Origin of the sequence: Selenomonas sp. (genome assembly GCF_052169755.1) — a bacterium.
GTDB lineage: Bacteria > Bacillota > Negativicutes > Selenomonadales > Selenomonadaceae > Selenomonas.
This window is the reverse complement of the sequence record NZ_JBQNBV010000156.1, coordinates 1-4,112: the sequence shown is the minus strand read 5'-3', so window position 1 is coordinate 4,112 and position 4,112 is coordinate 1. Positions and strand designations below refer to the sequence as shown.

Here is a 4,112-nt window from a genome sequence, read left to right as displayed (position 1 = left end):
GGGCGATTTTTACAATTTTCCTGTCCGAAAGAAATTCCGATAAGAAATTGAAGAACTCCGCCTCGTCGATGTTCCCGCCGCTTCGATGGGCAACGGGAACGTAGATGCCCGTACCTTCTTCGACGGAAAAGGAGCAGCCGACGATGTGCGCCTTCGCAGGATCGAGCGCCGCCTTTTCTTCGGCCCGATACGCCTCGTCGGGCGCGGTTTCAAAATCGAACGCCACCAAACGACTGTCGCCGATGTAGTCACGTATGCTTTCCACAGTAGTTACGCATTGATATTTTGCTTGCATGATGTGTTCCTCCATTTTATATTTGCTCGGAGGAGTGAACTCCTCCGAGCTTTGTTCTTGTCATCTTATCTCAAAGGCTCGATGACTTCTGCCGCATCCTCATAAGGCATACCGCCATCTTCTGCGAGCGATGCCGTCGTGAGATTCGCCGCATACGCCTTGGCCATCTCCACCGTGCTCGTAAGTGCCGCACGTTCTTCTGCCGTCAGTAGGCGCTCAAAAGTGAACACGGCTTGGAAATAGGCGATGCCGGAGGCATTGGCGACCTTTTTCAGCGTGATTTTCGTAACGACGCCGCTCAATTTCCTTCCCTTTGAAAGCTGACTCTTCACATACTGCGTGAAAGGTTTCAGCGAACCTGCGGGCAAGGAAAGCATCAGCGGGAACATTTCCCCTTCGCGCAGGAGGTAGAGCGTGCGCTTGTTCTTGCACAGCTTGCCCTGCCCTTCGGCGCTGCCGAATTTGTTATACGGGCAGTCCGCGCAGCTGCCGCCGGGATTTCCCACGCCCGTCCTGCCGTCGAAAGAGCCACAGTCCGGTGGATTGTTCCCGCCTGCATACTTGCTTCGATAGTAGGCATACGCCGGATGATTATAGACGATGACGCCCATGATGGCTTTCACCATTTCGCCCTCTTCGCTTTCAGCGGAGGGAATCTCGAAGGTCGTGCCGCCGCCCGCCGGCAGTTTCACACGGTCAAAGGAGAACTCCAACCCCTGGCAGTCTTCCGCCATGATTTCACTGAGCGCGTCCTGCCGGGCGAGGACGGCGAATCCTTCGTTGTTTGCATCCTGCATGTTTTTCTTGTTGTTCATCATTTTCTTTTGCCTCCTGTTAAATGGTTGTCTTGATGCGTTTCATCGATGCGATGTTTCAGCATCCTACGACTTGCGGATGCCAACCGACACCTTGTCATAGGTGTTGACGATGCCTTCAAGCCATGCGGGAATATCCTCCCCTGTCGCTTCTCTCTGTTCCTTGAGAAACGAAGCCAGCGTGTTGCCGTTGACCGTTTCGACGACCAACGTGCCAAAGCCGTGGTCTTTCAGCGCCTGCATCATTTCTTCTTTGCGCCCTGCTGCCGGAGAGGCGAAGAGTTCAAGTAAAATGTACAGCCGCCTCGTGAGAAACGGTCAAGCTCGGCTTCCGCCATGGCATCCGACAGCTGATTGTCCAAATCGACAATCTCCGCTCCCAGAGCTTTGACGTTTGCTTCCAGAGATTTCTTCTCTTCCTGCAAAGCATTGAGCCGATCTGCCATAGCAAAAATTTGTGTATTGTCCATCGGGTATTTGCCTCCTTCACTTACTGCCGAATTATTCAACCCCTTATGGGAAAGTCGTTGTCCTTTAAGGGATTGCCGCCTTTGCGGTAATCGTCGACGCGCATCTTGGCGAGGTTCACTTTCTTTTGCAGTGCGTACAGAACCTTGCGGTCGATGGTTCCCTTGCAGACAAGATAGATGTAGTGACATTTTTCTTTTTGCCCGGCTCGGTGGATGCGAGCCTTCGCCTGCTCGAAATTGCTCATGCTGTAGTCGAGCGAGTAAAAGACCATCGCGCTTGCCGCCGTCAAGGTGATGCCGAGTCCTGCCGCTGCAATCTGTCCCACAAACACGCGGCAGTTTTCGTCGTGCCGGAAGCGTCGGATTTCTTCTTCTCGATCTTTTACGCCGCCGCGCACTGCGGCATAACCGATCTTTTTCTTTTCCAGAAGCTCTTGTATGGCGTCAAGCTCTGCCACAAAGCGCGCCATGACGACGAGCTTCTTGTCTTCTGCCATCGCGGTGTCAAGGATATCCGACAGCGCCTCCAGTTTGGCGCGGCTCACGGCGTTTACTGTGCCGTCATCGTCGGTCAAATACCCACCCGTAATCTACGACAGGCGCAGGATACGTGTGAGGATATTCACCGTAGTAACTTCCGACTCTGCAAGTTCCGCATAGCTTTCCGCCTCGATCTTGCCGTAAATCTTCGCGGCGGATGCTTCCATCTCAACTGTGCGGACTTCTTCAGTGACAGCAGGCAAGTCCATGCACTCCGCCTTCGTTACGCGAAACGCAATGGAATGAAGCTTTTGCAGAAACTCGTCGGTCATCTGCCTGCGGAAGATCGGGGTATGATTTCCATAGCCGCCCATGTCGAAGTACCGATTGCGGAACGTATAGAACGATGTGCCGAAAATCGCCGGATTGAGGAAACGATACTGCGAGAATACATCCCGTTCGTGGTTCGTGATGACCGTTCCCGTGAGAAGCAGCTTGTATCTTGCCTTGTCACCGATGCGGTGCATCCCCTTGCTCTGGGATGTGCGGTTTCCTTCAGCTTGTGCGCCTCATCTGCAATCACGAGGTCTGCATCGTAGGAAAGCAACTCCTTTTCGAGCCGCCATGTGCTCTCGTAATTTACGACCACGACCTGCAGTCCCTCGGCAGGCAGGTGGGAGAGCTGTTCCTTCTTCTTCGTCACCGTGCCCTTGAGTACGGTCAGAGTATATGGAAAAGATGCAAACTTCTCGAACTCTTCTTTCCATACACTGAGTATGGAAAGCGGCGCGACGACCAGCACACGATTGATTTTTCCTCGCTGATACATACAGCCCGCCACGGCGATGCTCACTATCGTTTTGCCAGTGCCCATCTCCATCAGCAAAGCGGTGCCTCTGCTCCTTGCCTCTGACGGCATAAGACCGAACAGCTCAAGCGCAAATTCGCAGGCTTTTTGCTGATGAAGATACATCTGCGCCTTGACGAGCATTGGATAGAAATTATTGGATTTTGTCATCTCTTTGATTTTCCGTACATATCCCATCACCGCATTCCCCTTTCTAAAGAGCGATTATCCAGATTTACTTCGCGGACATTTCGCTGCAAAAGAAACTTTCCATAATTTTTGAAAAAAATTTTCGTTTTTCTTCTAAAATTTAAACAGAATATTTTTTTCGTGCTATACTCTAAACATTCACTTTATAGATGTGTTGTATCTCGGGCTAGCACCAGTATACGAAACCCTGCGGATTGGGTTGGGTATGCTTAGATAGCCTTCAGCAGAAAGGAGAATTTATGACATTTTCATCATTTGCTAAACGACTTTATCCAATTGTTGGCGAAGGTTGCAACACGGGTGCTTTCACGAAATCCCTGTTGGCTTCCATCACGACGGAACAGGCAGAAGAAATCCTCAACAGCTATACAGGAAGCACTTACAAATCCTATTTCAACGATACGAACTCTCTCCGACAATTCGCTAAAAAAATAGCTATGTATGTTGAACCGGAAGCATTTGTCTCCTATATCAATCACCTGCCGACGGATGCCGTTTTATATGCGCTATGCAATTCTTTCTCCGATATTTTCCCCGGCGCTGACACTCAAGATATTGGCGAGAAACTCGCCTCCTTATTCGCTGACATTCTCCGTGAAGAAGCCGCAAAAACACGAAAATCCTCTCAGAAAAAAATTTCTGAGAGGATATATGAAGATGCGGATGATGGAAAAACAACGATTCTGGATGCAGAGCCGGACGATAAAACGACCGCTATTCATCAGCAGCCGAATGTGGTCCAAAACGGAACCAACAATCTCAATCTGACAAATAACGGTACGATTATTTTGAATTTTGGATGTTGCCTGTGAACGAAACAACTTACATGGCGACGATGGAGAGATTTGGATGCCATCAAACTAATACAACAATCGAATAAGAAAATCTCCAACAGAAATGCGACCTTGCTCTATCTCAGATATGGAGCAAGGTCGCATCATGTTATGGCAGAGATTTATCTCCTTGTTAAACGTATCTTCCTCCAAATTGTAGTA

4 protein-coding genes and 3 pseudogenes are annotated in these 4,112 nt (G+C 50.0%); 1 reads left to right on the top strand and 6 read right to left on the bottom strand.

The features are described from left to right. The 6 genes and pseudogenes from ACTTKG_RS09465 to ACTTKG_RS09440 form a co-directional block, all read right to left on the bottom strand. Positions 1-295 (bottom strand): annotated as a pseudogene (locus tag ACTTKG_RS09465) (bifunctional 3'-5' exonuclease/DNA polymerase); the annotation flags it as partial. A gap of 65 nt (positions 296-360) precedes the next feature. Next, entirely contained in the window at positions 361-1,113 is a 753-nt protein-coding gene (locus ACTTKG_RS09460) for a hypothetical protein (RefSeq protein WP_442673956.1), read from the bottom strand. Positions 1,114-1,176: 63 nt separating this feature from the next. Continuing rightward, positions 1,177-1,556: pseudogene (locus tag ACTTKG_RS09455) on the bottom strand (gp33 family protein). Positions 1,557-1,615: 59 nt separating this feature from the next. After that, a complete protein-coding gene (locus ACTTKG_RS09450) occupies positions 1,616-2,155 on the bottom strand; it encodes a helicase-related protein (RefSeq protein WP_442673955.1) in 540 nt (179 codons plus the stop codon). Positions 2,156-2,170: 15 nt separating this feature from the next. Beyond that, positions 2,171-2,587 (bottom strand): SNF2-related protein, encoded by a 417-nt coding sequence (locus ACTTKG_RS09445; protein WP_442673954.1) that lies wholly within the window; start codon positions 2,585-2,587, stop codon positions 2,171-2,173. A gap of 44 nt (positions 2,588-2,631) precedes the next feature. Beyond that, a pseudogene (locus ACTTKG_RS09440) lies at positions 2,632-2,979 on the bottom strand (SNF2-related protein); the annotation flags it as partial. Between the two features lie 377 nt (positions 2,980-3,356). On the opposite strand from ACTTKG_RS09440, the gene ACTTKG_RS09435 reads away from it, so the two are divergent. Then, the gene (locus ACTTKG_RS09435) at positions 3,357-3,929 is read left to right on the top strand and encodes a hypothetical protein (protein WP_442673953.1); all 573 of its coding nucleotides are present in this window, start codon (positions 3,357-3,359) and stop codon (positions 3,927-3,929) included. The last annotated feature ends 183 nt before the right edge of the window (positions 3,930-4,112 follow it).